At 70.6% G+C, this 23,649-nt stretch carries 24 protein-coding genes and 1 pseudogene; 16 read left to right on the top strand and 9 right to left on the bottom strand.

Translation table 11 applies throughout. From position 1 onward, the window contains the following. Positions 1 to 7: 7 nt before the first annotated feature. Both M5C96_RS25725 and M5C96_RS25720 read left to right on the top strand, forming a co-directional pair. The gene (locus tag M5C96_RS25725; RefSeq protein WP_272566164.1) at positions 8 to 475 is read left to right on the top strand and encodes a hypothetical protein; all 468 of its coding nucleotides are present in this window, start codon (positions 8 to 10) and stop codon (positions 473 to 475) included. A 382-nt stretch (positions 476 to 857) separates the two neighbouring features. Beyond that, positions 858 to 1,312: pseudogene (locus M5C96_RS25720) on the top strand (winged helix-turn-helix transcriptional regulator). Between the two features lie 49 nt (positions 1,313 to 1,361). Here M5C96_RS25720 and M5C96_RS25715 read toward each other — a convergent pair. After that, on the bottom strand, positions 1,362 to 2,846 hold the full coding sequence (locus M5C96_RS25715) for an aldehyde dehydrogenase (NADP(+)) (RefSeq protein ID WP_272566162.1): 1,485 nt from the start codon (positions 2,844 to 2,846) through the stop codon (positions 1,362 to 1,364). Between the two features lie 184 nt (positions 2,847 to 3,030). On the opposite strand from M5C96_RS25715, the gene M5C96_RS25710 reads away from it, so the two are divergent. From M5C96_RS25710 to M5C96_RS25695, 4 genes are all read left to right on the top strand, one after another. Beyond that, on the top strand, positions 3,031 to 4,662 hold the full coding sequence (locus M5C96_RS25710) for an IclR family transcriptional regulator domain-containing protein (protein WP_272566161.1): 1,632 nt from the start codon (positions 3,031 to 3,033) through the stop codon (positions 4,660 to 4,662). Between the two features lie 301 nt (positions 4,663 to 4,963). Continuing rightward, entirely contained in the window at positions 4,964 to 5,794 is an 831-nt protein-coding gene (locus M5C96_RS25705; protein ID WP_272566160.1) for a M48 family metallopeptidase, read from the top strand. A 198-nt stretch (positions 5,795 to 5,992) separates the two neighbouring features. Beyond that, positions 5,993 to 6,229: a DUF6139 family protein gene (locus M5C96_RS25700; protein WP_272566159.1), complete on the top strand. Its 237-nt coding sequence runs from the start codon at positions 5,993 to 5,995 to the stop codon at positions 6,227 to 6,229. A 136-nt stretch (positions 6,230 to 6,365) separates the two neighbouring features. After that, positions 6,366 to 8,486 carry an acetoacetate--CoA ligase gene (locus tag M5C96_RS25695; RefSeq protein WP_272566156.1) on the top strand — a complete coding sequence of 707 codons (2,121 nt, stop codon included), beginning with the start codon at positions 6,366 to 6,368 and terminating at the stop codon, positions 8,484 to 8,486. A 39-nt stretch (positions 8,487 to 8,525) separates the two neighbouring features. Here the strand turns inward: M5C96_RS25695 and rocF are convergent, their stop codons facing one another. Both rocF and M5C96_RS25685 read right to left on the bottom strand, forming a co-directional pair. Further along, positions 8,526 to 9,494 (bottom strand): arginase, encoded by a 969-nt coding sequence (gene rocF / locus M5C96_RS25690; protein WP_272566155.1) that lies wholly within the window; start codon positions 9,492 to 9,494, stop codon positions 8,526 to 8,528. A gap of 157 nt (positions 9,495 to 9,651) precedes the next feature. After that, positions 9,652 to 10,785 (bottom strand): ornithine cyclodeaminase, encoded by a 1,134-nt coding sequence (locus tag M5C96_RS25685; protein ID WP_272566154.1) that lies wholly within the window; start codon positions 10,783 to 10,785, stop codon positions 9,652 to 9,654. A 152-nt stretch (positions 10,786 to 10,937) separates the two neighbouring features. Here M5C96_RS25685 and M5C96_RS25680 point away from each other — a divergent pair, with 152 nt between their 5' ends. The 5 genes from M5C96_RS25680 to minE all read left to right on the top strand — a co-directional run bounded on the left by M5C96_RS25680 (position 10,938) and on the right by minE (position 14,353). After that, positions 10,938 to 11,399, top strand: a complete 462-nt coding sequence (locus M5C96_RS25680) for an Lrp/AsnC family transcriptional regulator (RefSeq protein ID WP_272566153.1) — start codon at positions 10,938 to 10,940, stop codon at positions 11,397 to 11,399. Between the two features lie 116 nt (positions 11,400 to 11,515). Further along, a complete protein-coding gene (pssA, locus tag M5C96_RS25675) occupies positions 11,516 to 12,139 on the top strand; it encodes a CDP-diacylglycerol--serine O-phosphatidyltransferase (protein WP_272566151.1) in 624 nt (207 codons plus the stop codon). A gap of 291 nt (positions 12,140 to 12,430) precedes the next feature. Continuing rightward, positions 12,431 to 13,213, top strand: a complete 783-nt coding sequence (minC, locus tag M5C96_RS25670) for a septum site-determining protein MinC (RefSeq protein WP_272566149.1) — start codon at positions 12,431 to 12,433, stop codon at positions 13,211 to 13,213. A 57-nt stretch (positions 13,214 to 13,270) separates the two neighbouring features. Next, entirely contained in the window at positions 13,271 to 14,086 is an 816-nt protein-coding gene (gene minD, locus M5C96_RS25665) for a septum site-determining protein MinD (protein WP_272566147.1), read from the top strand. Between the two features lie 3 nt (positions 14,087 to 14,089). Then, entirely contained in the window at positions 14,090 to 14,353 is a 264-nt protein-coding gene (minE, locus tag M5C96_RS25660) for a cell division topological specificity factor MinE (protein ID WP_092744488.1), read from the top strand. Between the two features lie 64 nt (positions 14,354 to 14,417). Here minE and M5C96_RS25655 read toward each other — a convergent pair whose 3' ends face one another. Then, the gene (locus M5C96_RS25655; RefSeq protein WP_272566146.1) at positions 14,418 to 14,975 is read right to left on the bottom strand and encodes a flavin reductase family protein; all 558 of its coding nucleotides are present in this window, start codon (positions 14,973 to 14,975) and stop codon (positions 14,418 to 14,420) included. A gap of 99 nt (positions 14,976 to 15,074) precedes the next feature. Between M5C96_RS25655 and M5C96_RS25650 the strand changes: the two genes are divergently transcribed. Together M5C96_RS25650 and M5C96_RS25645 are read left to right on the top strand one after the other, a co-directional pair. Continuing rightward, positions 15,075 to 15,857 (top strand): alpha/beta fold hydrolase, encoded by a 783-nt coding sequence (locus M5C96_RS25650; RefSeq protein WP_272566145.1) that lies wholly within the window; start codon positions 15,075 to 15,077, stop codon positions 15,855 to 15,857. Next, positions 15,854 to 17,032: a M14 family zinc carboxypeptidase gene (locus M5C96_RS25645; RefSeq protein ID WP_272566144.1), complete on the top strand. Its 1,179-nt coding sequence runs from the start codon at positions 15,854 to 15,856 to the stop codon at positions 17,030 to 17,032. Before M5C96_RS25650 ends, M5C96_RS25645 begins: the two co-directional genes overlap by 4 nt. Before the next feature lie 26 nt (positions 17,033 to 17,058). On the opposite strand, the gene M5C96_RS25640 is transcribed toward M5C96_RS25645, so the two are convergent. Together M5C96_RS25640 and M5C96_RS25635 are read right to left on the bottom strand one after the other, a co-directional pair. Next, complete coding sequence (locus tag M5C96_RS25640; RefSeq protein ID WP_272566143.1) at positions 17,059 to 17,619, bottom strand: NAD(P)H-dependent oxidoreductase; 561 nt, start codon at positions 17,617 to 17,619, stop codon at positions 17,059 to 17,061. A gap of 32 nt (positions 17,620 to 17,651) precedes the next feature. Further along, positions 17,652 to 18,995: a D-amino acid dehydrogenase gene (locus M5C96_RS25635; protein ID WP_272566142.1), complete on the bottom strand. Its 1,344-nt coding sequence runs from the start codon at positions 18,993 to 18,995 to the stop codon at positions 17,652 to 17,654. Between the two features lie 88 nt (positions 18,996 to 19,083). Here M5C96_RS25635 and M5C96_RS25630 point away from each other — a divergent pair, with 88 nt between their 5' ends. Both M5C96_RS25630 and M5C96_RS25625 read left to right on the top strand, forming a co-directional pair. Beyond that, a complete protein-coding gene (locus M5C96_RS25630) occupies positions 19,084 to 19,995 on the top strand; it encodes a LysR family transcriptional regulator ArgP (RefSeq protein WP_272566141.1) in 912 nt (303 codons plus the stop codon). 53 nt (positions 19,996 to 20,048) lie between these two features. Next, a complete protein-coding gene (locus tag M5C96_RS25625; protein WP_272566140.1) occupies positions 20,049 to 20,720 on the top strand; it encodes a TetR/AcrR family transcriptional regulator in 672 nt (223 codons plus the stop codon). On the opposite strand, the gene M5C96_RS25620 is transcribed toward M5C96_RS25625, so the two are convergent. The 3 genes from M5C96_RS25620 to M5C96_RS25610 all read right to left on the bottom strand — a co-directional run bounded on the left by M5C96_RS25620 (position 20,668) and on the right by M5C96_RS25610 (position 23,064). Next, a complete protein-coding gene (locus M5C96_RS25620; RefSeq protein WP_272566139.1) occupies positions 20,668 to 21,090 on the bottom strand; it encodes a universal stress protein in 423 nt (140 codons plus the stop codon). The two genes, M5C96_RS25625 and M5C96_RS25620, sit on opposite strands and share 53 nt — an antisense overlap. A 125-nt stretch (positions 21,091 to 21,215) precedes the next feature. Next, complete coding sequence (locus M5C96_RS25615) at positions 21,216 to 22,061, bottom strand: metallophosphoesterase (RefSeq protein ID WP_272566138.1); 846 nt, start codon at positions 22,059 to 22,061, stop codon at positions 21,216 to 21,218. A gap of 34 nt (positions 22,062 to 22,095) precedes the next feature. Beyond that, a complete protein-coding gene (locus tag M5C96_RS25610; RefSeq protein ID WP_272566136.1) occupies positions 22,096 to 23,064 on the bottom strand; it encodes a LysR family transcriptional regulator in 969 nt (322 codons plus the stop codon). A gap of 126 nt (positions 23,065 to 23,190) precedes the next feature. Here M5C96_RS25610 and M5C96_RS25605 point away from each other — a divergent pair, with 126 nt between their 5' ends. After that, positions 23,191 to 23,631, top strand: coding sequence for a hypothetical protein (locus tag M5C96_RS25605; protein WP_272566134.1), 441 nt, complete (start codon positions 23,191 to 23,193; stop codon positions 23,629 to 23,631). The last annotated feature ends 18 nt before the right edge of the window (positions 23,632 to 23,649 follow it).

Genomic DNA, 23,649 nt, shown 5'->3' with positions numbered 1-23,649 from the left:
CGCCACCATGGCACTACCCACCTACCTTCGTCCCCTCGACCCACACTGGCACCGTCTACGCGACCAACTGCGCGTCCAAGACATTGAGCTGGTGCAGTACACCGAGACCGCTGCACGGCAGGAGGCGGCGCGGTTCAGGCATTCACACGCTGACTACAAATACGGCCTGCACAAGATAGTGGGTATCTACAACAACGTGGTGCATGCCAGCGTCTATTGCACTAGGCGTTACAGCGATGAAACCTTAGCCGATTTGGCAGCTCAGCCCGCGCCGCAGGAGGAGTCTTTGGCCTCGATGGCTATGAGTAGCGTTAAAGACAACCCGTTGATGTTCTTGGCTGCGGCCCCTGCTGCCATCTTCATGTATGGGATGGCTATCTTCGGCACGAAACGGGATTACAAGTACAGACGTGAATTGGCCGCTAGGATTCACACGCTGGCGGCCGAGCCTTTGGTAGTAAATCGCACGAAGTAGCCACGGGTTCATATAGTTTGTTTATTAAATTGAACGGCATCGTGATGCGGGTCCGGTGCAGCTGTAGGCGTTCTTATTTAGTTTCTTCGTAGAACTCCAACCCCTCCCTCTAGTTTTCGCGCGGGTCCTTCCCGGCTTCCTTATGTGAAAGCGGCTGCGATCGCAATCCCATCGAGATCAGGTCTCGGCTTTGTCGAGCTTTCTTGCTCTCGGGGGCTTGGCGGCCACTGTGGAAATCCGGTCACGAGGACCGGAAGTTGGAGAGGAAGTTACTCCTTTACCCGCATGTCTAACTTATCCAGCGCCAGCGCAGCCAGCAGAGGCTGGACGTAGTGCACGTTGGCGACTCGCACGCCGCACCACACGTCATTAAGGTGCCCGCTTGGCCCAGCGAAAAAGCCTTGCCGGTTCCCTTGCCCCGTCGCTCGGTCGCTCGGCATCGTGGGCGACCGCTGGTCGATGCTGATCGTGCGGGACGCGTTCGACGGGTTGCGGCGCTTCGGCGAGTTCCAGGCCAGCCTGGGCGCAGCGCGCAACATCCTCAGCGACCGCCTGCGCACGCTGGTGAAAGAGGGCGTGCTGGAGATCGCGCCCGCCTCCGATGGCAGTGCTTACCAGGAGTACGTGCTGACGGCCAAGGGAGAGACGTTGTTCCCGGTGGTCGTGGCCCTGCGCCAATGGGGCGAGGCGCACCTGTACGCCCGGGGCGAGAAGCACTCGGTGCTGGTCGATCGCACTACGGGCAAGCCGCTTTCGAAAGCCCTGCTGCGACGGGAGGATGGCCGGGTCATCCGGCCGGCGGACACCCTCGTCAAGAAGGTGCGCGGGCAGCCCTGACCCGCGCGTTGGTTGCCGCGCGCTGGCTTCGCCCCCGCCGCATCGCCCTTCAGCAGGGCACGCCGTTGCGCTCGATGAGCCAGGCGGGGGCGTCCTGCAGCGCCACGGGGCGCAGGAACCGGTCCAGCGCCGCGTAGCCGACCGACGTGGTGAACGGCGCGGTGCTGGCGGGGTAGGGGCCGCCGTGCATCTGCGCGCCGGTCACGGCCACGCCGGTGGGCACGCCCGCGAACAGCACGCGGCCGGCCACCTGCGTGGCGGCGCGCACCAGCGTGCGGTGCTCGGCGGTGTCGGCATCTGCGCCCCAGAGGGTGACGGTGAGCGAGCCGCCGATGGCCTGCAGCACGGCCACGGTCTCCTCGATGGAGGCCACGCGCACCACCAGCGCGGCGGAGCCGAAGACCTCTTCGTGCAGCGCAGGGTCGGCGATGAAGTCGGCCGCCTGCACTTCGCCCAGGAACGGGCGCGGCGTGGCGCCGGCCTCGGCCGTTTCGCTCACCAGGGCCCGGAGCTTGCCGTGGCCGCGCCATGCGGCCACGCCCCGGTCGAACGCGCCGCGGATGCCGGGGGTGAGCATGGCGTGCGGCGCCAGGGGGCGCAGCTTGTCGGCCAGCGCCTGCACGAAGGCATCGCCCGAGGCGTCCTGGCGCACGACGATCACGCCGGGGCTGGTGCAGAACTGGCCCGAGCCCAGGCAGATGGAGCCGGCCAGCGTCTCGGCCAGCGCGGCGCCGTTGGCCTGCAATGCCGAAGGCAGCGCCACCAGCGGGTTCACCGAACCCAGCTCGCCGTAGAACGGGATCGGGCGCGGACGCTCTGCGGCCACCTTGGCCAGCGCCGTGCCGCCCTTGAACGAGCCGGTGAAGGCCACGGCCGCGATGGCCGGCGCCTGCACCAGGCGCACGCCGGCCTCGATGGAGCCGCCCTGCACCAGCTGGAACACGCCGGCCGGCAGGCCGCGCGCGGCCACCACGGATTGCGCCAGCGCCGCGGTCTGGCGCGACAGCTCGGGGTGCGCGGGGTGCGCCTTCACCACCACCGGGCAGCCGGCCGCGAGGGCCGAGGCCGTGTCGCCGCCCAGCACCGAGAACGCGAATGGGAAGTTGCTGGCCGAGAACATGGCCACCGGCCCCACGGGAACGCGCACGCGGGTCAGGCGCGGGCGGCCGGCGGGCGGCGCGCCGGCCACGGCCGCGTCGTCCAGCACGGTGTGGGCCGCGCCGCGCTCCAGCACGTCGGCAAAGCCGCGCAACTGGAAGGCCGTGCGGTCCAGCTCGCCGTTCAGGCGCACCGGGCCCAGGCCGCTTTCGCGGTCGGCCACGGGCACCAGGGCTTCGCGCTGGGCCTCCAGGGCCTCGGCCAGCGCGCGCAGCAGGGCGGCGCGGTCGGCGGCTGGGGTGGCGGCGAAGGCATCGGCGGCGCTCGCAGCGGCGGCCACGGCGGCGTCGATCTCGGCCGGGGTGGATTCAGGCCAGGCGGCGCCATGGGGCTGGCCGGTGCGGGCGTCGATGGATTGCAGGGTGTTGTCGGGCATGGAGGTTCCTGAAAAGGGCAAGGGCCGTCGCGGCCTGCTGTCTCACTGAATGGAATTGTTCGCCGATCGGCAGGGGCCCGCCGTTGGGAGCCTGCCATCGTAATGAAAGGGCGAGCCGCCTAAAATCCCTGCGGCCCGCTGCCCCTTCCCCGCGCGGTTCTGAATTCCATTTCGTGAGACAAACATGCCTGCATCGCCCGGAGACGGCACCGCCGCGCTCGAAAAAGCCCTCGACGTGCTGGACGCCGTGGGCGCCGCGCCGCAAGGCCTGAGCCACGCCGACCTGGCAGCGCGGCTGGCGTTGCCCCGCACCACGGCCTACCGCCTGCTGGCCACGCTGGTGGCGCGCGGCATGCTGCGCCGCGATCCGCTGCGCAAGGTGTACTGCCTGGGCGTGCGCTGCTTCGAGCTGGCACGCCAGGCCCATGCCATGCCCGACCTGGCCGCGGCGGCCGTGATGGAACTGCGCACGTTGCGCGACCTGACGGGCGAGACCACCTATCTGGCCGCACTGGACGGGCGCGACGTGGTGTCGCTGGAGCGCTGCGATGGCGCGCACAGCCAGCGCTCGTCCAGCGCGCTGGGCCAGCGCAAGCCGGTGTACTGCACCAGCCAGGGCAAGGCCATCCTCTCCGCCATGGACAGCGCGGCGCGCGATGCCCTGGTGCGCGAACTGGTGCTGCGCCCCCTCACGCCCCGCACGCTGACCGACCGGCGGCGCCTGCTGGCGGAGCTGCGCGTGACGGCGGCGCGCGGCTACGCCATCGACGACGAAGAGATCGTGCCCGGCGTGCGCTGCGTGGGCGCGCCCATCATCGACGGCCTGGGCCAGGTGCGCGGCGCGCTCAGCGTGGCCGGGCCGGCCTGGCGGCTCACGCCCGAGCGGCTGGAGTTGCTGGGCCCCGAGGTGGCCGAGGCCGCGCGCCGTGTGGGCGCGCAGTTGCACGGCGTGCGCCCCACGCTGGGCGATGCCGAGGCCCGCCCCGTGCCCGGCCCCTGGGCGTTCCACGGCGCCCACCCGCGCTGGTGCGCAGCCAGCGGCCGGCTGTTCTGGGCCGACACCCTCGCCCCCGCGCTGCGGGCGGTGGGACCGCGGGACGAAGGCGACACGCTCTGGGCCGAGGCCGAAGGCCCCGTGCACGGCCTGCTGCTGGGGCAGGACGGCAGCAGCGGCGAGGCGCAAGCGGCCGGTGCCGGCCCCGCCACCGCGCCCCCGCCCATCGCCTGGTGCGCCCACGGCGCCTTCGCGCTCCCCCGGGGCGGGCCGGCGCAGCGCCTGGCCCCCTGGCCCGCGCTGCCGGCCCAGGCCGTCTGCCGCGGTGCCGGCGGCGAACTGTGGCTGGCGTGCGAGACGCCCGAGGGCGGCAGCGCCGTAGGCTGCCTGCGGCCCGGCGCGCCGCTGGAGGTGCGCTGGCGCCTGCCCGAGCCGGTGCAGTGCCTGCGCTGGCGCGCGGCGGACGGCACCCTCTGGGCCGCCGTGCCGGACACGGGCGCCATCCTGTCGCTGCAGCCCGAGACCGGCGCCGTGCGCCGCCTCGTCTCCGTGCCCAAGGGCTCGGGCCGGGTGAGCGGCCTGGCGCTGGATGCGGAGGGCGGGGTGTGGACGGCCCTGCGCGATGGCTGGAGTGTGGTGCGTTTTCTGCCCGACGGCAGCCTGGACCGCGTCGTCGCGCTGCCGGTGCCCTGTCCCACCGACGTGGAACTGGGCGGGGCCGACGGGCGGCGGCTGTTCATCACCACGGCGCGCCAGCCGGTGCCGCTGGATGTGCTGGCCAAGGCCCCGTTGTCGGGCCGGCTCTTCGAGGTCGCGGTGTAGCGGAGCACCGTTTCGTTCCCCGTTGATGGCGTCTTTATTGAAACAAAAGGTTGTGTACGGGGTGGTTCACCCTATGGTGCCAAGGCGTTTCGTTACTTTGTAAAGCGGCGGGAACGGTGGCCAAGCCGTTGATACAACTCGATGCATTCGCGGCGGCATGCCGTATGGCCTTTCAAAGGCCCGTGAAACAATTTCCGCCTGCCCGGTCCACTCCATGGCCGCCAAGGGGCCGCAGAGCCTCCCGAGCACCGCATCCGCCGCCCCTTGGCGCTTGTTTCCAGACCTCAACGAAAGTGTTTCCATGAAGAAGTTCTCACTGAGCGCCGTTGCGCTCGCCCTGCTGCTGTCCGGTTGCGCCACCACGGGCGATGGCAGCAAGAGCGGTTCCGGCACCTCGGCCATCTCCAGCGTGCTGGGCGCGGCCACCGCCGGCGGTTCCAGCTCCAGCAGCACCGAAAACAAGGCGGGCGCCGCGCTGGACGTGTTCAAGGCCGTGACCGTGTCCGACGAAGAACTCAAGACCGTCTCGCTGCAGTACCGCAACTACGAAGACCGCACCGAGAACGCCGCCCCGGCCAACAACAAGTACGCGCAGCGCCTGGCGCGCCTGACCAAGAAGCACGTGAACGAAGACGGCATGAAGCTGAACTTCAAGGTGTACCTGAGCAAGGACGTGAACGCCAACGCCACGGCCGACGGCTCCATCCGCGTGTACAGCGGCCTCATGGACATGATGAACGACCAGGAACTGCTGGGCGTGATCGGCCATGAAATCGGCCACGTGAAGCTGCAGCACTCGCTGTCGGCCATGCGCACGGCCTACATGGCCTCCGCCGGCCGCAAGGCCGCGTCCGCCGCGGGCGGCGTGGGCCGCCTGGCCGATTCCGACCTGGGCGCCCTGGGCGAGAAGCTGGTCAACAGCCAGTTCTCGCAAAGCCAGGAAACCGCCGCCGACGACTACGGCCTGGCCTTCATGAAGAAGCACAAGTACAAGGTGCAGGCCATGGAGTCGGCCTTCCGCAAGATCGCCTCGCTGAGCGGCAAGAGCGGCGGCATGGACGCCATGCTGTCCACCCACCCGGACGCGGGCGGCCGTGCGGACCGCATGCGCGACCTGGCCTCGGCGAAGTAGTCGGCCCGCCAAGGCAGCCAAACCAGAAAGGCGGCGGGCGAAGGCCCAGCCGCCTTTTTTGGTTTTTGCAGGGCGTGGGGGGGGGGTGGGCGCCTTCCGGTCCCACCCTCCCGCGAGAGGTGTTTTCCTACGCCCCGCCAGAACCCCGCTCGATAGAGTGGACAGCCTTTGCGTCTCATTTCCGAAAAGGACTCCCCCATGCGCGTTGACATCTATCGCCGAGCCGAAGCCGACGGCAAGTTCTCCCACCTCGCCGTGCCCGAAGGGCGCCCCATCCCGCAGGAGGCGATCAACGTGGACTGGGACACCGAGGCGCGCGGCCAGGAGATGGACGAGAACGCCGACCACTGGGACGACTACGGCATCGCGCAGCCGGCCGCGCAGATCGAGGAAAAGGGCTACGCCATCACCAGCGTGCACGAGCTGACAGACTGACCCCGGGGCCGGCGGGCAGGGCCCCGCTGCCGTCCCCCTTCGCAAAGTCGCCCGCCGCACCCGGCCGGCGGCTTTGTCCATTCGGGGACGCCCGCCCGGTGACAGCGGCGGTGGCGCACGCTACGCATGCGGCGCCATGGAGACAAAAAACACCCCCCCGTTCGTTCCCCAGATCCGCCTGTACCAGGACTGGCTGCAGGCCCGCCACGGCCTCGTCTTCGCGGACTACGACGCGCTCTGGCGCTGGTCCGTCACCGACCTCGATGCGTTCTGGCAGAGCATCTGGGACTACTTCGATCTGCAGTCGCCCACCCCGCACACGGCCGTGCTGGCGCGCAATGCGATGCCGGGGGCCGTGTGGTTCCCCGGGGCGCAGGTCAACTACGCGCGCCAGGTGCTGCGCCATGTGGACCCGGCGCACGCCGCGGGCCTGCCGGCCGTGGTGAGCCGCAACGAGCGCGGCCTGCACCGCGAGCTGTCCTGGCCCGAGCTGCGCCGCCAGGTCGCCTCGCTCGCGCTGCACCTGCGCCGCCAGGGCGTGCGGCGCGGCGACCGCGTGGCGGCCTACCTGCCCAACATCCCCGAGGCCATGGTGGCCCTGCTGGCCACGGCCAGCCTGGGCGCGGTGTGGAGCGTGTGCGCGCCCGACATGGGCACGGCCGCCGTGCTGGACCGCTTCCGCCAGATCGCGCCCAAGGTGCTGATCGCAGTGGACGGCGTGACCTACGGCGGGCGCGACCACGACCGCACCGGCGTGCTGGCCGAGCTGCGCGCGGCGCTGCCCTCGGTCACCCACATGGTGGTGGTGCAGCACCTGCATGCTCCTGAAACGATAGCAGACACGGCAGATTTTTCTAGGGCATGCGGCCAAAACGATGCCGAAGTGGCTGCGTTCGAGCCTGAGTGGCTGCCGTTCGACCACCCGCTGTGGATCGTCTACTCCAGCGGCACCACCGGCCTGCCCAAGCCCATCGTGCACGGCCATGGCGGCATGGTGCTGGTGGCGCTGCAGCTCAAGGGGCTGCACAACGACATCGGCTGCAGCTACGAGCCCAATTCGTTCGGCGAGCGCTACCACTGGTACAGCTCGACCGGCTGGGTGATGTGGAACGCGCAGGTGAGCGGCCTGCTGGCGGGCACGACGTGCGTGATCTACGACGGCAACCCGGGCGGCAGCCGCGAGCGGCCCGACTGGGGCACGCTCTGGCGCTTCGCCGCCGAGACGGGCGTGACGTTCTTCGGTGCGGGCGCGGCCTTCTACGCCAACTGCATGAAGTCGGGCCTGTCGCTCACGGACTGCGGCGACCTCTCGCGCGTGCGGGCGCTGGGCACCACCGGCTCGCCGCTCGCGCCCGAGGTGCAGGCCTGGGGCACGGCGCAGTTCCGCGCGCTGGGCGTGTCGGGGCATGCGGACGGCGACATCTGGTGGAACAACATCTCCGGCGGCACCGATTTTTGCGGCGCCTTCATCGGCGGGCACCGCGAGCTGCCCCAGGTGCCCGGCGAGATGCAGTGCCGCATGCTGGGCGCGGCGGTCGAGGCCTGGAACGCCGAGGGCCAGCCGGTGATCGACGAGGTGGGCGAACTGGTGTGCACGCAGCCCATCCCGTCCATGCCGCTGTACCTGTGGGGCGATGGCGAGCCGGGCCCGGCCGGGCGGGGCGGCGACCCGAAAGGCAAGCGCTACCTGGCGAGCTACTTCGACATGTACCCGCCGGGCCACGGCCGGCGGCCGGGCGGGGGCGACGGGCCCGTGGACATGGGCCCAGTCTGGCGCCACGGCGACTGGATCCGGATCGGCCGCCACGGCGGCTGCGTGATCTACGGGCGCAGCGACGCCACCATCAACCGCCACGGCCTGCGCATGGGCACGAGCGAGATCTACCGCGCCGTCGAGGCCCTGCCGGAGGTGCTGGACAGCCTGGTGGTCGATCTGGAATCACTGGGCCGCGACAGCTACATGCCGCTCTTCGTCGCGCTGCGGGGCGGCGTGGTGCTGGACGACGCCCTGCGCGGGCGCATCGCCGCGGCCATCCGCACCGCGCTGTCGCCGCGCTTCGTGCCGGACGAGATCGTGCAGGTGGCCGAGGTGCCGCGCACGCTGAGCGGCAAGAAGCAGGAACTGCCCATCAAGAAGCTGCTGCTGGGCCAGCCGCTGGACAAAGTGGTCAACCAGGACGCCATGGCCAACCCGGGCTGCCTGCCCTGGTACGTGGCGTTCGCGCAGCAGCGCGCGGCCACCGCTGCGGCGCATTAGCGCTTCAGTGCGTCAGCGCGCCGTCACGCCGTCACGCCGTCACGCGGCCGCGGGGCGGGCGCGCACCAGCGTGCTCTTGCCGAACAGGCTCTGCACCAGGTCGACCACCAGCTCTGCGGTCTGGTTGCGGATGTCGAGCGCGGGGTTCAGCTCCACGATGTCCAGCGAGGCCAGGCGGCCCGTGTCCGCGATCATCTCCATGCAAAGCTGCGCCTCGCGGTAATTGGGGCCGCCGCGCACGGTGGTGCCGGTGCCGGGGGCGATCTCGGGGTCGAGGAAGTCCACGTCGAAGCTCAGGTGCAGATGCACGCCTTCGCCGGCCTCGCCCTCCAGCCCGTCGAGCGCACGGCGCATGACCTCGCGCATGCCCAGCTCGTCGATGGAGCGCATGTCGTACACCTCGATGCCCAGCTCGCGGATCAGGCGCTTTTCCTCGTCGTCCACGCTGCGCAGGCCGATCTGGCACAGCTGCGCGCCCTGCAGCGCGGGCACGGCGCCGCCCAGGGCCGACAGCGATTCGGGGCCGAAGCCGTACAGGCTCGCCACGGGAATGCCGTGCACGTTGCCGCTGGGCGAGATCGCGGGCGTGTTGCAGTCCGCGTGGGCATCGAGCCAGAGCACGCGCAGGCGCTTGCCCGTCTGGCGGCAGTGCCGCGCGACGGCGCTGATCGAGCCCACCGCCAGGTGGTGGTCGCCCCCGAGCAGGATGGGCATGCGGCCGGCGGCGAACTGCGCGGAAACGGCGTCGTGCACCGCGCGGTTCCATGCCACGCATTCCGCCAGGTTGCGCAGCCCGTGGTCGCCCCGGGCGCTTTGCGGGTTGGGCGGGCCGAAGAGGTTGCCGGCATCTTCCACGTCCACGCCGAACCGCGCGAGGGCCGGGCCCAGCTGGGCGACGCGCAGGGCGTCGGGACCCATGGCCGCGCCCAGGCGCGCGGCGCCGGCGTCGGTGGGGGCGCCGATGAGGGTGGCGCGGGTGTGCGGGGCGGGGGTTGCGGTGTCGGTCATGGGTTCATCTCCTGGAAACGCACGGCGTGCGGGCGCCGTGGCGCCAAAGTTTTCACCCGCATGCGGTCTGGCGGCATGCGCAAAACGGCATGGGGCGCGTGCAGTGTGCACGCGGACGGTGACGATGGGTGCCGTGTCCTGCGCGGCCCACCCGTTCTTAAAGTGCTTCCGCCAGGTGGGCGGCGGCCTGCACCAGCGGGGGGGCGCCTGCGGGCGTGCCCAGGGCGATCCAGGGCTGGATCTGCGCGTACAGGTCCTTGGGGTCGGCCTGGTCGGGAATCAGCTCCAGCGGCTGCAGCAGGCCCTCGCTGCGGCCCAGGGCTCGCATGAAGCGCAGGGCGGAATAGTCCTCCAGCGCAAATCCCACCGAGTCGAACACGGTGACCTGCGCGGGCGAGGTGCGGGCCGGCGCCTCGCCGCGCACCACGCGCCAGAACTCGGTCACGGGGAAGTCGGCGGGCATCTGCTGCAGGTCGCCTTCGATGCGGGTCTGGGGCTCGTATTCCACGAACACGCTGGCCGCCCGCAGCACCTCGGCCGCCAGTTCGGTCTTGCCGGGGCAGTCGCCGCCCACGGCGTTGATGTGCATGCCAGGCTCGACCAGATCGCCGTGCAGGATCGTGGCGTAGGCCTTGTCGGCGGTGACGGTGGTGACGATGTCAGCGCCGCGCACGGCCTCGGCGGTGCTGGCGCAGCGCACGATCTCCAGTTCCCCCCGCGCCACCAGCGGCGCGAGGTTGGCCGCCAGCTTGGCCGTGGCGGCCGGGTCGATGTCGTACAGGCGCAGCTCGCCGATGCCCAGCAGGCCCACGAAGGCCAGGGCCTGGAACTCGCTCTGCGCGCCATTGCCGATCAGCGCCATGCTGCGGCTGTCCGGGCGGGCCAGGTAGCGCGCGGCCATGGCCGACGTGGCCGCGGTGCGCAGCGCCGTGGTGAGGGTGAGCTCGCTCAGGAAGGAGGGGTGGCCGGTGGCCACGTCGGCCAGCGCGCCGAAGGCCATCACCGTGGGCAGGCCGCGGCGGGTGTTGACCGGGTGGCCGTTCACGTACTTGAAGGCGTAGTCGCGGGCATCGGCGACGGGCATGAGTTCGATGACGCCGTTGGGCGAATGGCTCGCGGTGCGCGCGGACTTGTCGAAGTCCTGCCACCGGGCGTAGTCCTCTTCGATGGCCTGCGCCATGCCGCGCAGGCATTCCACCACGCCGGTGCGGCCGACCAATTGCGCGGCGCGCGTGGCGCTCAGGAACTCGGTGGACATGGTGCCGGGGATGGGGCGTTGGTCGGGGGTCATGGGATCGGCTCCTCGTCGGTGGGCGCGCCACGCGACGGGGGTCGGGGCGGCATGGGGTTCCCAAGCGTCCCACAAGGGCGCGCCAATTCAAATCGGCAAAAATGCACGCATAAGCGCAAAAAACTGGCTTTTTGCTCAAAGGAATTGCCGAAATGGACAACATCGACCAGCAACTGATCGCCCAGCTGCGCCACAACGCCCGCGCCAGCGTCGCCACGCTGGCCACGCGGCTGGGCGTGTCGCGCGGCACCGTCACCAACCGCATCCGCCGGCTGGAGGACACGGGCGTGATCGTCGGCTACACGGTGCGGTTGCGGCCCGAGCGCGAGACGGGCGGCGGGCTGCAGGCCTGGACCAGCATCTCCATCGAGGGCAACGACGCGCGCCGGGTCACGGCCTCGCTGCTGGGCGAGCCCAGCGTGCTGGCGCTGCACAGCACCAATGGCCGGTGGGACCTGCTGGCCGAGCTGCAGGTGGGCAGCCTGGCGGAGCTGGCGCACGCGCTGGAGCGCATCCGCCTCATCAAGGGCATCAGCAACACCGAGACCAGCATCCACCTGGAGACCGTGCGCGCACCCATCGCGACCGGCGGGCGCGGCACGGCCGGGCCGTAGCGGGCCCGTAGGACATGCCTGACGGTGCGCGCCCCGGGGCGCCGCCCATAATCGGCAGGCATTGCCACCGCCGCCTTCCACGGCGCGCGGCGGCCGCCATCCACCCAGGAGAGTCCATGTCCCAGTCCACCCCCAAGCGCTTTTCGATGATCCGCGAGTTCCACCTCGCCGACTGGTTCACGCTGGGCAACGCCGTGTGCGGCGTGGGGGCGCTGTTCTCGTCCATGACGTTCCTGGAGACCGGCGAGGTGCGCCACGTGTACTTCGCCTGCGCGCTGGTGCTGGCGGCGCTGATCTTCGACGTGCTGGACGGCCGCATCGCGCGCTGGCGGCAAAAGTCCTCGGCCATGGGGCGCGAGCTGGATTCGCTGGCCGACGTGATCTCGTTCGGCGTGGCGCCGGCCATCATCGCCTACGCCTGCGGCATGCAGGGCCTGTACGACCGCATCGTGCTGGCGTACTTCGTGGCCTGCGGCGTCTCGCGCCTGGCGCGCTACAACGTCACCGCCGAAACGCTGTCGGAAGGCTCGGGCAAGGTCAAATACTTCGAGGGCACGCCGATCCCCACCTCCATCGTGCTCGTGGCCCTGATGGCGCTGGCCGCCTCCCTGGGCGCGGTGCGCGAGCACCTGTGGTTCGGCAGCGTGGTGCTGGGCGGGTTCACGCTGCACCCGCTGGTGCTGCTGTTCGCGCTGTCGGGCTCGCTCATGATCAGCCGCATCCGCATCCCCAAGTTCTGAGAGTGACGACGGGCTTCGGGAGATGAGGTGTTGCTATGAAAATAATAGCTATATGCCGGTGATTTGATTGCGCTGAGGCCCGATTCGATCCAGGGTGCCGGCGCCTGCCGCACGCGGCCTGCAAGCATGGGCTTGTCCGGCCGGGCCTTGGCGCCACGGGCTCGCCCCGTGGGACGCGTGGCGCGCGGATACGTCCCGCGACAGGCACCGGCGGGCCCCCACGGTACACTTCGCGCCTTCGGGCCGGGCGTACCGCTCCCCCTTTTTTCCGCACCACGCACCCCCCCTTCCATGGCCGTTGACACGGCGGGCCAGGCCCGCACCAGCTTTGACCTCAAGAGCGCCCAGCTGCCCGTGGTGGCGGTCGTGCTCAAGACCACCGACGTCGGCGTGCTCGCCGCCGACCTGGCCGCACGGCTGGAGAGCGACCCGGACTTCTTCGACAACGACCCCGTGCTGATCGACCTGGCCGGCGTGCGCGAGGCCGGCGACGCCATCGATTTCGACGCCCTGTGCGCCGCGCTGCGCGGCCACCACACCCAGCCCGTGGCCGTGCGCGGCGGCAGCCCCGCACAGATGGAGGCCGCGCACGCCGCCGGCCTGATCGCCGCGCCCGAGGCGCCCCCGGCCCGCGTGCACGCCCCGGCGGCCGACGCCCCGCGCGACGCGGCCCCGCCCCCGCGCGAGGTGGTGCGCGAAGTCATCCGCGAGGTCGAAGTGGTGCGCGAGGTGCCCGCCGGCGGTCCGACCACCGTGGTGGTGGACAAGCCGCTGCGCTCGGGCCAGCAGGTGTATGCCCGCGGCGCCGACTTGGTCGTGATGGCCGTGGTGAGCTTCGGCGCCGAGGTGATCGCGGACGGCAACATCCACGTCTATGCGCCCATGCGCGGGCGGGCCATCGCCGGCGCGCGCGGCGACACCAGCGCGCGCATCTTCAGCACGTGCCTGGAGCCGCAGCTCGTGTCGATCGCAGGCATCTACCGCACCACCGAGACCGAGCTGCCGGACGCCGTGCGCGGCAAGCCGGCCCAGGTGCGGCTCGACGGCGAGAAACTGCTCATCGAGCCGCTCTAGAACCCGTTCTGACCGCCTTCTTCTTTCATTCGGACCAACGCAGGGAATTTTCACAACATGGCCAAAATCGTCGTCGTGACCTCCGGCAAGGGTGGCGTGGGCAAGACCACCACCAGTGCCAGCTTCGCATCCGGCCTCGCACTGCGCGGCCACAAGACCGCGGTGATCGACTTCGACGTCGGCCTGCGCAACCTGGACCTCATCATGGGCTGCGAGCGCCGCGTGGTGTATGACCTCATCAACGTGATTCAGGGCGAGGCCAACCTGAACCAAGCCCTCATCAAGGACAAGCAGTGCGACAACCTGTTCGTGCTGGCCGCCAGCCAGACGCGCGACAAGGATGCGCTCACGCAGGACGGCGTGGAGAAGATCCTGAACGACCTGTCCGGCATGGGCTTCGAGTACATCGTCTGCGACTCGCCCGCCGGCATCGAGAGCGGCGCGCTCATGGCCATGCACTTCGCCGACGAGGCGCTGCTGGTGACCAACCCCGAGGTGTCCTCGGTGCGCGACTCCGACCGCATCCTGGGCATGCTGGGCAGCAAGACCAAGCGCGCCATCGCCGGCGGCGAGCCCGTGAAGGAGCACCTGCTCATCACGCGCTACAACCCCAACCGCGTGGAAGACGGGCAGATGCTGTCGCTGGAGGACATCCAGGACATCCTGCGCATCGAGCTGATCGGCGTGGTGCCCGAATCCGAGAACGTGCTGCAGGCCTCCAACCAGGGCACGCCGGCCATCCACATGCAGGGCACCGACGTGTCCGAGGCCTACAAGGACGTGGTGGCCCGCTTCCTCGGCGAGGACAAGCCCCTGCGGTTCATCGACGCGCAGAAGCCCGGCTTCTTCAAACGCATCTTCGGCGGGAGGTAACGCATGTCTCTGTTGTCTTTCCTGCTGGGCGAGAAAAAGAAGACCGCCTCGGTCGCCAAGGAGCGCCTGCAGATCATCCTCGCGCACGAACGCAACGGCCGCAACGCCTCCACGCCCGACTACCTGCCCGCGCTGCAGCGCGAACTGGTGGCGGTGATCTCCAAGTACGTGTCGATCCACGCCGACGACATCAAGGTGCACCTGGAGCGCCAGGACAACCTGGAAGTGCTGGAGGTCAAGATCGAGCTGCCCGACGGCGTGAAATAGCCGCCGCCCTGGCCGTTCGGTCCCCGCCGCGCCGCGGTGCCCCCTCGAAGGGCCCGCGGCGCCGTCATTTGCGGATCTCGGCCTGCAGCGCGGGCGCGGCACCCAGCGGGTGCTCGGTGTAGAACGTGCCGCCGTGGTAGAGCAGCGGCGAGGCGCCCGTGCGGTGGCTGCAGCGCTCCACCTCGCCCACGAAGATCGTGTGGTCGCCCTCCACGTACTGGCTGCGGTTGAAGCACTCGAACACCGCCGCGGCGCCGTCCAGCACGGGGGCGCCCGCGATGCCCGGCTGGTGGGCCACGCCGGCCCAGCGGTCCACCCCGCGCGAGGCGAAGCGCTCGGCCAGGGCGCGCTGGTCGGCCGCCAGCACGTTGATCGCGTAGTGGGAGCCGGCCGACAGGGCGGTCAGCGTGGAGGCCTTGTGCGCCAGGCTCCACAGCACCAGCGGGGGCTGCAGCGACACCGAATTGAAGGAGCTGGCCGTGAGGCCGATGAGCCCGCCGTCCGGGCCGCGCGCGGTGACGATGGTCACGCCCGTGGCGAACATGCCCAGCGCATCGCGGAACTCGCGCGTGGAGAAACCGGGCGGACGGGCGGCGATGGGGCGGTGCAGGGGGCTGTTCACGAAGGCGCGGGCGCGGGCGGCCGGAGGGAAGGGGTCGGCTATTATGGTCCGGCGCCTGGCGATTTGCTGCCGGCGGCCGCGGCGCCTGCCGTTCTCTTCATGGCCCTTCTACCCACTTTCACGACCCTCGGATCCGGACCCACCGTGCTCATGCTGCACGACGCGGACGGCGACCACCTCACTTTCGCTCCCCAGGTCGAGACCCTGGCGACGGCCGGCTACCGCGCCGTGGCCTGGGACATGCCCGGCTACGGCCGCAGCGCCCCCATCGAGCCCTACAGCTTCAAGGGCCTGGCCAACAGCTGCGTGCAGCTGCTGCAGGCGCTGCAGTGCGGCCCCGCCGTGCTGGTGGGCCACGGCCTGGGCGCCATGATCGCCATCGAGGTGGCGCTGCGCGAGCCTTCGCTGGTGCGCCGGCTGGTGCTGTGCAGCGGCGGGCCGGCCCTGGATGCGCACAGCCTGGACGAATGGGTGGCGCCGCGCCTGGCCGAGCTGGACGCCGGCCAGTCGATGGAGCAGATCGCCCAGCGCCTGGTGCCGCGCCACATCGGCACCGGCGCACTGCCCGAGGGCGTGCGCCTGGCCGGCCACGCCATGGGCCAGGTGCACCGCTCGGCCTACCGCCGCGCGCTGGAGGCGCTGCCCACGTTCGCGCGCAGCGCGGCCGAGCTGTCGCGCCTGCACATGCCCACCTTGCTGCTGGGCGGCGAGCAGGACCGCTGCACCCCGCCCGAGGCGCTGCAGGCGCTGGCGCAGGTGCTGCCCGATGCGCGCCACCTGGACCTGCCCCACGTCGGCCACTGGCCGCAGCTGGAAGACCCCGACGGCTTCGACGGCGCGCTGCTGGCGTTCCTGGCTGCTTCCGAGCGGGTGCTGCATTGAGCGCCGCCGACCGCACGCCGCGCGGCGCCGCCGCGGCCGCCCTGCCCTGGCTGCTGCCCCTGGGGGCGGCGCTGGCCCTGGCGCTGATGGGCACGCGCATCTGGAACCCGGACCTGGTGGGCGGCGCGCGCGTGCCGCTCGGCGAGGGGCCGGCCACCGCCCAGGTGACGGTGCCTGCCCGCATGGCCGGCATCCAGTCGGCCGTGATCGTGCAGCCCCGGTCTCCGGAGGCGCCCTTGCCGCAGGCCCGCACGCCGGAGCGGGGCGTGGCCCCTTCCCATGCCGGCCCCGGCGCGCCGCACAAGGCGGCGCCCGCACCGGCCCCGGCGCCATCGCCGCCCGGCACGGCCGCCGTGGGCACCGCCGCCGCGGAGCCCGACACCGCCTGCCCGCTGCTCCTGCCGCGCCTGCCCGGCATCTCCAAGGCCCAGTGCCAGTCCGCCCACCTGGTGCCCAGCGGCGCGCTGTCGCGCAACGGCATCCCCCTGTACTGGCGCGACGTGCCGCCGGCCGGCCTGGCCCCGGGCACGGTGCCGCTGCGCGTGCTGGTGGTGGGCGCCATGCATGGCGACGAGCCCACAGCGGCGTCGCTCGCGTTGCGCTGGATCGGGTTCGCCGAAACGCGCCTGCTGCCCACGCGGCGGCCGGTGCACTGGCGGTTCATCCCCGCGCTGAACCCGGACGGCATGCTCGCCAAGCCCGCCACCCGGGTGAACGCGCGCGGCGTGGACCTGAACCGCAACTTCCCCACCCCCAACTGGGAGCGTGACGCCCCCATCTACTGGGAAAAGCGCACCCGCCGCGACCCCCGCCGCTGGCCCGGCCCCGCGGCGCTGTCCGAGCCCGAATCGCAGTTCCTGCACACGCAGATGGCTCAGTTCGAGCCCGATCTGGTGGTCAGCATCCATGCGCCCTACGGCGTGCTCGACTTCGACGGCCCGCAGCCGCCACCCAGCCGGCTGGGGCGCCTGCGGCTGGACCAGCTGGGCATCTTCCCGGGCTCGCTCGGGCACTACGGCAGCGTGCACCTGGGCCTGCCCGTGGTCACCATCGAGCTGCAGCACGAGCTGCGCATGCCGCAGGACGACGAGGTGCGCGTGATGTGGCGCGACCTGCTGCGCTGGATGGACGAGCACCTGGCCGTCGTGGACGGCCAGGCATCACCGCAAAAATAGCCTCCAGCGCAGATTCGACTAGGGCGTTATGCTATTAAAAATGTAGCAGCCGATGCCAGGGCCTGCGCATCGGACTGCACCGCGCCGGGCGAGCCGCCCTTGCCCCACAGGGCGCCGCCCCAGGGCATGGCCAGGAACTGCGCGCACAGCCGCACCGAATCGATCATGGGCTGCGCCTTGGCGCGGTCGCCGCTGGTGGTGATGAGCCGCAGCGTCTTGGCCGCCATGGGCTCCTTGAACGGCTGGCCCGGAATGCGCATCCAGCCGCTCCAGTGGTCCAGGTAGGTCTTGAGCGGCGAGGGAATGCTGTACCAGTACACGGGTGCGACGAACACGATGTCGGTCGCCGCGAGCGTGGCCTCCAGCAGCGTCTTCATGTCGCCGGTGGGGGCGGGGTACTCGCCGGTGGTGTGGCGCCGGTCCACGAAGGGCGGCAGCTCCATCCGCGCGAGGTTCAGCCAGGTCTGAACGGTGTCCGCCGGCAGGGCCGCGGCGGCCTGCCGCGCCAGCCATTCGGTGTTGCCGACATGGCCGGGCTCGCGGGTGGAGGTGGTGAGGAACAGGGTGTGGGAAGGCATGCCCGGCATGGTAGCGCCGGCCGGATTCGCCGCCCCCCCGGTCAGGCCGCGACCGGGGCGGACGCGGCGGCACCCGCGGCCACGCCCTGGCCCAGGAAGCCGAAGGCCATGGCCGGCCGCTCGCCGCTGATCAGCTCGGCCACCGCCTTGCCGGAACCCGCGCCGTGCGTCCAGCCCAGCGTGCCGTGGCCCGCGTTGACCCACAGCTTGCCCACGCGCGTGCGGCCGATGAACGGAATGTTGGTGGGCGTGGCCGGGCGCAGGCCGGTCCAGTACTGCGGGTCGCCGCCTTCCTCGGGCGTGCGGGTGTCGCACACGCCGGGCAGGATGGCCTCGATGCGGCGCGACAGCATGTGGCAGCGCGCCCGCGCCAGGGGGCTGTCCAGCGACAGGTCGTAGCCGCCCAGCTCGATGGTGCCGGCCACGCGCAGCACGTTGCCCAGGCGGCTCATGGCGATCTTCTTGCCGTCGTCGATGGTCGAGACCAGCGGCGCGCCCTCGGGCCGCAGCAGCGGGAAGGTCGCGCTGTAGCCCTTGCCGGGGTAGATCGGCAGGTCCACGCCCACGGTGCGCAGCAGCGGGGCGCTGTAGGTGCCGCAGGCGACGACGATCGCATGGGCGGTGAGGTTTTGGTCTTTCTGACCTCCAGCGTTAGTGTTTCGTGCGCGGACAGCTACGGATTCGATAGCGCCACCGGCCTGGTTCAGGCGCACCACGTCGTGGCCGTAGAGGAACTGCACGCCGCGCTCGGCGCAGCGGCGCGCGAGCTCCTGCGTGAACAGGCGGGCGTCGCCGCTTTCGTCGGTGCTGGTGTAGGTGCCGCCGGTGATGTGGTCGCCGTAGGCGCGGAAGGCCGGCTCGATCTGCAGCAGCTCGTCGCGGCTGACCAGGCGGCGCTGCACGCCGTGCCGGCGCATCACCTCGACCGCGTGGCCGGCGGCGTCGAACGATTTCTGGTCGGTGTAGAAGTGGGCGATGCCGCGCTCCAGCCGGTGGTATTCGATGCCGGTGGCACGCACCACGTCCTTCAGGGCGGCATGGCTGTAGGCGCCCAGGGCCACGATCTGCTGCACGTTGCGCTCGAACGCCGCATCGTTGCATTGCGCGAGGAATTTCAGGCCCCAACGCCATTGGTCCCAATCGAGCTGCGGGCGAAACAGCAGCGGTGCTTCCTTGTCGAACATCCACTTGAGCGCCTTGAGCGGCGCATCGCGGTTGGCCCAGGGCTCGCAGTAGCTCACCGAGATCTGCCCCGCGTTGGCGAAGCTGGTCTCCAGCGCCGCGCCGGGCTGGCGGTCCACGACGGTGACTTCATGGCCGCGCTCGAGCAGATGCCAGGCGGTGCTGATGCCGATGATGCCGGCGCCCAAGACGATGGTTTTCATGGGCCGAAGTGTGGATCGCGTTGCGGCGAATTAAAAGCAAAATTAAACTTCATCCAAATTCATCAGAACCTCTAATGCACGCACGCCCATGAGCAGCTTCGATCCCGCCGCACTGGAATGCCTGGCCGCCATCGTGGAGGAGGGCGGTTTCGAGCGCGCCGCCCAGCGCCTGAACGTCACGCAGTCGGCCGTCTCGCAGCGGCTGCGCGCCCTGGAGGCGCAGGTGGGCTCGGTGCTCATCGTGCGCAGCCGGCCGCTCAAGCCCACCACCGCCGGCCAGTTGCTGCTCAAGCACACCAAGCAGCTGCGCCTGCTGCGCGCCGACCTGGAGCGCGACCTGCAGGAACTCGCCCCGAGCGCCCCCGGCGGCGCGCGCGAGGACGAGCGCATCTCGATTGCCATCAACGCCGACAGCATTGCCACCTGGGCGCTGGAGGCGCTGCACGATCTGGTGCGCCAGCGCCTGCCCGTCGAGATCATCGTGGACGACCAGGATTTCACGCAGGAGTGGCTGCGCTCGGGCCAGGTGCTGGGCTGCGTCACCACGCTCAAGCAGGCGCTGCGCGGCTGCAAGGTGGTGCCGCTGGGGGCCATGCATTACGTGGCCGTGGCCTCGCCGGCGCTCGCGGCGCGCTACCTGCCGCACGGGCTCACGCCGCACAACTTCCGCGACGTGCCGTTCCTGTCGTTCAACCGCAAGGACGACATGCAGGCCGAGTTCGTGATGCGCGCCTTCGGCCTCAAGCGCGTGGCGCTGCACCACCTGTTCGTGCCCAGCTCCGAAGGCCAGGTGCGCGCCGCCACCGCCGGCTGGGGCGCGGGCGTGGTGCCCGAGTTGCTGGTGCGCGGGGCGCTGGCCGACGGCAGCCTGGTGGACCTGGCGCCCGGCCATTCGCTGCCGATCCAGCTGTACTGGCACTGCTGGAACCTCGAATCGGAGGTGCTGGATGCGCTGTCCGAGGCGCTGACCCGCACCGCGGCCCGCATGCTGGCGGTGTAGGCCCCGGGCTGTCCCGGTACCGGGGGCTGCGGCCGGTCGCTAAGATGCGCCGCATGAACACGCCCCCGTCCCGCCCCTCCTTCAAGGCGCAAATGCACCAGGCACGGGAAGAGGCCATCGTGGCGGCGGCGGGCCGCCTGCTCGGCGAAAAGGGCTTCGAGGCCATGACGCTGGACGACGTGGCCGCCGAAGTGGGCGTGGCCAAGGCCAGCCTGTACAAGCACTTCGCCGGCAAGGACGACCTGTGCGCCGCCGCCATGGTGCATGCCGTGGACCGGCTGCAAGGGTTTTTGCAGAGCGTGCCGCCCGGCCAGTCCGCCATCGAGCGCCTGCAGGCGCTGCTGCGCTGGATGCTGTCGCTGCAGCTGACCGACGAGATGCCCCTGCTGCTGAGCCGCAATTCCGGCCTGGCCGGGCCGCTGCGCGACTGCGAGCGCTACCAGGCGTCGCTGCAGACCGCCAGCGCGCGGATCACCACCTGGATCGTGGAAGCCCAGGAGGCCGGCCAGCTGAACGCCCAGTGGCCGCCCGACGTGGTGCTGTGGGCGCTGCTGGCCCGTTCGGCCGACCCGCTGCCGGCCATGCTGCGCGCCACCGGCCAGTACACCGATGCGCGCATCCTCGACTGGGCGGTGGAGACGTGCTTCGGCGGCCTGGCCGCGCAGCAAGGGGTCAGCGCACCAGCAGCACCGGCACCTGGCTGTTCGCCAGCACCTGGGTACTGACCGAGCCCATCACCAGCTTGCCGAGCGCGCCGTGGCCGTGCGAGCCCATCACGAGCAGGTCGAACTTTCCGGTGTCCGCCACCTTGCCGAGGGTTTCGCCGATGGGGCCGGTCTTCACGATCCGCTGGGCGACCACCCCGTGGCGGGCGAGGAACTTGACCACCGGGCCGATGATTTTCTCGGCCTCTTCGGCGTGGTACTTCTCGACGGTTTCCTTGCCCAGGGCCGCGCGGGCGCGGGGCGGCAGGGCGGGCTGCACGGTCACCACGGTGTAATCGTGCGTGCCGGCCAGCAGTTCCTCGTGGGTGGCGAGGTAGGCGAGCATTTTCTTGGTGTACGGGCTGCCGTCGACGGCGAGGAGGATGTTCATGAAGACGTCTCCGAAAGAGAAGGGACCAGACTAATCTGCGCGTGCGCCTGTTGTCTTGACCTGCGTCATCTTTGTATGCCCTGCGCGGCGAAAGCGCCGGCGTGGAAGCCGGCACCTGTGAACGATCATACGGTGGCGGTGAAATGCGGCGAGAAGGTGTCCTGCTCGCCCTTGCGGGCATAGCCCAGCGGGTTGGCCACCACGCGGCAGCGCCAGGGCGTGCCATCGGCCCGCGCGCCCTGCACCGTGTAGTCGCTCGGCGAATGCAGGTGGCCGTGCATCCACAGCTGGGCATGGGGCAGCAGATCGTCCAGCGCATTGCAGAACCCCGCGGTGCCGGGAATCAACCCGTAGCGCGGGTCGGCGCTTTTCAGGCTGGGGGCGAAGTGCGTCACGGCCACGGTGGGACCGTCGAACGGGCGCGCGAGCGCGTCGCGCAGCCAGGCCTGGCAGGCCAGGGACTGCTCGCGCATCGGCTCGGCCAGGAAAGGCTCGCCGCTGCGGGTGCCGCCGGTCTTGCGCAGGTAGAAGTTGGCGGCGCGAAAGGCCTTCTCGCGCTGGCGCAGGCGGCGAGCGAGGTCGGTGCTGCCCTCGTCCTCGGCCAGCGCGTCGAAATCGCTCCAGAGGGTGGTGCCGACGAAGCGCACGCCCTCCAGCACCACGCTTTCGCGTTCCAGCCAGACCAGGCCCAGGCGGTCGCACACCTGGCGCAGGCGCTGCTGGGCGGCATCGAAGTCCTGCATGTCGTATTCATGGTTGCCGGGCACGAACAGCACCGGCGTAGGCCAGCCGGCGAACTGCGGCAGCGGGGAAAAGCGCGCCAGCCCGAAGTCGTCGTCGGCCAGCTGCGAGCCGGATTGGTAGGAGCCGATGTCGCCGGCCAGCACGAGCACGTCGGCGCCCGGGGCGGGGCTGGGGGCGAAGGCAGGGTGGGCTTCCAGGTGCAGATCGGACAGCAGTTGAATCTTCATGCCGCCGATTGTGGAGGCTGGCGCGGTGCCGCCGTCAGGCCACGGGAGGGCGCCGGGCCGTAGGCAGTGCCGAGCGCACCATCGCGCCCCGCAGCCAGCGGTGGGCCGCATCGTGCAGGCGGCGGCGGTGCCACAGCGCATCGACATGCACCGTGGGCAGCGGCATGGGCAGCGGGCGCCACACCAGTTCGCCGGCGATGCTGGCCACGCCCACGAAGTGGCGCGGCAGCACGGTGAGCAGGTCGGTGGTGGTCACCACGCGCCCAGCGGTGAAGAACTGGTTCACCGTGAGCACGATGCGCCGCTCGCGGCCCAGCGCGGTGAGCGCCTCGTCGATGAAGCCGTAGGGCTTGCCGGAAAAGCTCACCAGCAGGTGGCGCGCGTTGCAGTACAGGTCGAGCGTCATCGGCACCTGAGCGAGCGGGTGGCCGTGGCGCATCACGCACACGTATTCGCCGTCGTACAGGCGCACGCTTTCAAAGGCCACCACGCTGTCGGTCTGGGCGCGCGCGGTCAGGTCGGCCATCACCGCGGGGAAGTAGCCCACGGCCATGTCGGCGGATTCGTCGTCCAGCATGCTGCGCGGGTCGCGCGTGGTGAGCGGCACCACGCGCACAGACACCCCGGGCGCCTCGCGCTCGATGATCTCCACCAGCGGCGGGATCAGCGTGGCGCCCGTGGCGTCGGCCATGGCCAATACGAACGTGGAACTGGCGGTGGCAGGGTCGAAATCCCCCGGCGCCAGCGACTGTTGCAACTGCGCCAAGGCCTGCCGCACCGGCGGCCACAGCGTGAGCGCCCGGGGCGTGGGCTGCACGCCCTGCCCGCTGCGCACCACCAGATCGTCGCCCAGCACCTCGCGCAGGCGCCGCAGGGCGTTGCTCACGGCCGGCTGGGTGAGCGACAGCTTGTGCGCTGCACGGGTGAGGTTGCGCTCGGTCATCACCTCATCGAACACGCGCAGCAGGTTCAGGTCGAGCGAGCGGAAGTTGAGAGGCAGCATGTTGAACCATCACCTCAATGAATGACTGAGATTCAAAATATAAAGTGGAACAGCTATGGGGTAAACCCTAAGATTCACCCATTCGCCCGGCAATTTCGCCAAAAGCGTCTGAAAAGGGTCCTCATCATGGCAAATTTTGTACACATCGAATACCGCACCGAACACCCCGGCGTGCAGCGCGCAGAGCGCTTCGCCGCTTCCCTGAAGGGCGCTGCCGCCAGCCTGGACGGCGCACGGGGCGCATCCTCCCTCCTGCTGGCCGCCGTCGTGGCCGCCGTGCTGGTGGTCGCCAACCAAGTGGTCGACACCCGCGCCGAAGGCCACATGCTGGCCGCCTGGATGGTCATGTGGGTGATCGCCTTCGCCGCGCTGGCCCTCCTGGCCGGTCCCGCCCGCCGCGCCAGCGCCGTGTTGCGCTCCGGCTACAAGGCCTGGGCCGAAGCCCGCCGCCGTGAAGCCGAAGACGAAAAGACCTGGAACGCCGCACTGTACGACGCCCGCATCATGGCCGACCTGAGCCGTGCCATGAACGGCATCGCCGTGGACAACATCCGCCGCTACTACTGAGATCGGCGGCCGGACCGG

It is taken from the genome of Acidovorax sp. GBBC 1281, assembly GCF_028473645.1.
GTDB lineage: Bacteria > Pseudomonadota > Gammaproteobacteria > Burkholderiales > Burkholderiaceae_C > Paracidovorax.
The sequence above is the reverse complement of the archived record's forward strand: the minus strand, read 5'-3'. Positions and strand labels throughout refer to the sequence as shown.

What these genes read in the sequence shown, in the direction of transcription:
- M5C96_RS25725 (WP_272566164.1), top strand. Translation starts at nt 8, where the DNA reads ATGGCACTACCCACCTACCTTCGTCCCCTCGACCCACACTGGCACCGT.
- M5C96_RS25715 (WP_272566162.1), bottom strand. Translation starts at nt 2,846, where the DNA reads ATGCCCGACAACACCCTGCAATCCATCGACGCCCGCACCGGCCAGCCC.
- M5C96_RS25710 (WP_272566161.1), top strand. Translation starts at nt 3,031, where the DNA reads ATGCCTGCATCGCCCGGAGACGGCACCGCCGCGCTCGAAAAAGCCCTC.
- M5C96_RS25705 (WP_272566160.1), top strand. Translation starts at nt 4,964, where the DNA reads ATGAAGAAGTTCTCACTGAGCGCCGTTGCGCTCGCCCTGCTGCTGTCC.
- M5C96_RS25700 (WP_272566159.1), top strand. Translation starts at nt 5,993, where the DNA reads ATGCGCGTTGACATCTATCGCCGAGCCGAAGCCGACGGCAAGTTCTCC.
- M5C96_RS25695 (WP_272566156.1), top strand. Translation starts at nt 6,366, where the DNA reads ATGGAGACAAAAAACACCCCCCCGTTCGTTCCCCAGATCCGCCTGTAC.
- rocF (WP_272566155.1), bottom strand. Translation starts at nt 9,494, where the DNA reads ATGACCGACACCGCAACCCCCGCCCCGCACACCCGCGCCACCCTCATC.
- M5C96_RS25685 (WP_272566154.1), bottom strand. Translation starts at nt 10,785, where the DNA reads ATGACCCCCGACCAACGCCCCATCCCCGGCACCATGTCCACCGAGTTC.
- M5C96_RS25680 (WP_272566153.1), top strand. Translation starts at nt 10,938, where the DNA reads ATGGACAACATCGACCAGCAACTGATCGCCCAGCTGCGCCACAACGCC.
- pssA (WP_272566151.1), top strand. Translation starts at nt 11,516, where the DNA reads ATGTCCCAGTCCACCCCCAAGCGCTTTTCGATGATCCGCGAGTTCCAC.
- minC (WP_272566149.1), top strand. Translation starts at nt 12,431, where the DNA reads ATGGCCGTTGACACGGCGGGCCAGGCCCGCACCAGCTTTGACCTCAAG.
- minD (WP_272566147.1), top strand. Translation starts at nt 13,271, where the DNA reads ATGGCCAAAATCGTCGTCGTGACCTCCGGCAAGGGTGGCGTGGGCAAG.
- minE (WP_092744488.1), top strand. Translation starts at nt 14,090, where the DNA reads ATGTCTCTGTTGTCTTTCCTGCTGGGCGAGAAAAAGAAGACCGCCTCG.
- M5C96_RS25650 (WP_272566145.1), top strand. Translation starts at nt 15,075, where the DNA reads ATGGCCCTTCTACCCACTTTCACGACCCTCGGATCCGGACCCACCGTG.
- M5C96_RS25640 (WP_272566143.1), bottom strand. Translation starts at nt 17,619, where the DNA reads ATGCCGGGCATGCCTTCCCACACCCTGTTCCTCACCACCTCCACCCGC.
- M5C96_RS25635 (WP_272566142.1), bottom strand. Translation starts at nt 18,995, where the DNA reads ATGAAAACCATCGTCTTGGGCGCCGGCATCATCGGCATCAGCACCGCC.
- M5C96_RS25630 (WP_272566141.1), top strand. Translation starts at nt 19,084, where the DNA reads ATGAGCAGCTTCGATCCCGCCGCACTGGAATGCCTGGCCGCCATCGTG.
- M5C96_RS25625 (WP_272566140.1), top strand. Translation starts at nt 20,049, where the DNA reads ATGAACACGCCCCCGTCCCGCCCCTCCTTCAAGGCGCAAATGCACCAG.
- M5C96_RS25620 (WP_272566139.1), bottom strand. Translation starts at nt 21,090, where the DNA reads ATGAACATCCTCCTCGCCGTCGACGGCAGCCCGTACACCAAGAAAATG.
- M5C96_RS25615 (WP_272566138.1), bottom strand. Translation starts at nt 22,061, where the DNA reads ATGAAGATTCAACTGCTGTCCGATCTGCACCTGGAAGCCCACCCTGCC.
- M5C96_RS25610 (WP_272566136.1), bottom strand. Translation starts at nt 23,064, where the DNA reads ATGCTGCCTCTCAACTTCCGCTCGCTCGACCTGAACCTGCTGCGCGTG.
- M5C96_RS25605 (WP_272566134.1), top strand. Translation starts at nt 23,191, where the DNA reads ATGGCAAATTTTGTACACATCGAATACCGCACCGAACACCCCGGCGTG.